This is a genomic window from Novosphingobium sp. BL-S-19 (assembly GCF_055521675.1).
This window is the reverse complement of record NZ_CM145498.1, coordinates 1-2,500: the sequence shown is the minus strand read 5'-3', so window position 1 is coordinate 2,500 and position 2,500 is coordinate 1. Positions and strand designations below refer to the sequence as shown.

Sequence of the window (2,500 nt, the reverse complement as noted above, 5' to 3'; positions counted from 1 at the left end):
AATCAAGCCGGGAAATAGCTGGTTCTCCGCGAAATCTATTGAGGTAGAGCGTCGAATGATTGCCGTTGGGGGTAGAGCACTGGATGGTTGCGGGGGTCGCGAGATCTACCAATACTAACCAAACTCCGAATACCAACGAGTCTAGTTCGGCAGACAGACGGCGGGTGCTAAGGTCCGTCGTCAAAAGGGAAACAGCCCTAACCTACAGCTAAGGTCCCCAAGTCATCACTAAGTGGGAAAGCATGTGGGAATCCCAAAACAACCAGGAGGTTGGCTTAGAAGCAGCCATCCTTTAAAGAAAGCGTAACAGCTCACTGGTCTAAATAAGGGTTCCTGCGGCGAAAATGTAACGGGGCTAAAGTGATGCACCGAAGCTTAGGGTTCAGAACTTGTTCTGAGCGGTAGCGGAGCGTTCCGTAAGCGAGTGAAGCGGGAGGGTAACCGACCGTGGACGTATCGGAAGTGCGAATGCTGACATGAGTAGCGATAAAGAGGGTGAGATGCCCTCTCGCCGAAAGACCAAGGGTTCCTGCTTAAAGCTAATCTGAGCAGGGTGAGCCGGCCCCTAAGACGAGCCCGAAGGGGGTAGTCGATGGGAACCACGTTAATATTCGTGGGCCTGGTGGTGTGTGACGGATCTCGTGTATTGTACAACCTTATCGGATTGGTTGTGCTTTGAAGAGGTTCCAGGAAATAGCCCCACCGTATAGACCGTACCCGAAACCGACACAGGTGGTCAGGTAGAGTATACCAAGGCGCTTGAGAGAAGTATCCTGAAGGAACTCGGCAAATTGCCTCCGTACCTTCGGAAGAAGGAGGCCCCGTCTATGCGCAAGCACTGGCGGGGGGCACAGGCCAGGGGGTAGCGACTGTTTAGCAAAAACACAGGACTCTGCTAAGTCGGCTTCAAGACGACGTATAGGGTCTGACGCCTGCCCGGTGCCGGAAGGTTAAGAGGAGGAGTGCAAGCTCCGAATTGAAGCCCCGGTAAACGGCGGCCGTAACTATAACGGTCCTAAGGTAGCGAAATTCCTTGTCGGGTAAGTTCCGACCTGCACGAATGGCGTAACGACTTCCCCACTGTCTCCAGGATATGCTCAGCGAAATTGAATTCTCCGTGAAGATGCGGAGTACCCGCGGTTAGACGGAAAGACCCCGTGCACCTTTACTGCAGCTTCAGAGTGGCATTAGGATAGAATTGTGTAGCATAGGTGGGAGGCTTTGAAGCACCGGCGCCAGCTGGTGTGGAGCCATAGGTGAAATACCACCCTGTTATGTTCTGATGTCTAACCTCGCACCGTTATCCGGTGCAGGGACCCTCTGTGGCGGGTAGTTTGACTGGGGCGGTCGCCTCCTAAAGAGTAACGGAGGCGCGCGATGGTAGGCTCAGGCCGGTTGGAAACCGGCTGCAAGAGTGCAATGGCATAAGCCTGCCTGACTGCGAGATTGACGAATCGAGCAGAGACGAAAGTCGGTCATAGTGATCCGGTGGTCCCTCGTGGAAGGGCCATCGCTCAACGGATAAAAGGTACGCCGGGGATAACAGGCTGATGATTCCCAAGAGCTCATATCGACGGAATCGTTTGGCACCTCGATGTCGGCTCATCACATCCTGGGGCTGGAGCAGGTCCCAAGGGTTTGGCTGTTCGCCAATTAAAGTGGTACGTGAGCTGGGTTCAGAACGTCGCGAGACAGTTTGGTCCCTATCTGCCGTGGGCGTCGATACTTGAGAGGAGTTGACCCTAGTACGAGAGGACCGGGTTGAACATGCCTCTGGTGTACCTGTCGTGGCGCCAGCCGCGCAGCAGGGTAGCTATGCATGGACGGGATAACCGCTGAAAGCATCTAAGCGGGAAGCCTCCCTCAAGATTAGGTATCTTCGAGTCGTGATAGACCATCACGTTGATAGGCCGGGTGTGGAAGTGCGGTAACGCATGGAGCTAACCGGTCCTAATAACTCTGTTCATGCTTGATGAATCCCACCATCAATGACAGCCCTGCTGTCTTGATGATCGGACGGTCATCCAGCCAGATATCAAGCTCTTACTTAGAGCAGCACGGGATACATCGATTAAAAAATCAGCACGCCGTCTCCATTGCTTGGTGACCATAGCGTCAGTGACCCACCCGATCCCATCTCGAACTCGGCCGTGAAACCTGTCAGCGCCAATGGTACTGTGGCTCAAGCCCCGGAAGAGTAGGACGTCGCCAGGCATTGAAGCCGGCGGGCTGATTAAAAACCCATCACAATGACAAAGGGCACACAGTGCCCCAAAGAGGGCCCTCGAGGCCCTCTTCGCGTCTCTACAAGACGCAAAACACGCTAACGCGGGGTGGAGCAGCCCGCCGTTCAGGCCGACGCAGTCGGAATGAACACACAAAAACGCTTCCGGGCTGACACTCTCAGCCCTCAATGGTGACGCGGGGTGGAGCAGCCCGGTAGCTCGTCAGGCTCATAACCTGAAGGTCGTAGGTTCAAATCCTACCCCCGCAACCAATC

The 2,500-nt window shown here is 54.8% G+C and carries 1 tRNA gene and 2 rRNA genes (1 of these 3 cut by a window edge); all 3 read left to right on the top strand.

From position 1 onward, the window contains the following. Positions 1 to 1,974 (top strand): 23S ribosomal RNA (locus ACZ1JV_RS08350) (it extends 819 nt beyond the left edge of the window). Between the two features lie 125 nt (positions 1,975 to 2,099). Next, a 5S ribosomal RNA gene (gene rrf, locus ACZ1JV_RS08345) occupies positions 2,100 to 2,214 on the top strand. 206 nt (positions 2,215 to 2,420) lie between these two features. After that, a tRNA-Met gene (locus ACZ1JV_RS08340) sits at positions 2,421 to 2,497 on the top strand. Positions 2,498 to 2,500 lie beyond the last annotated feature (3 nt).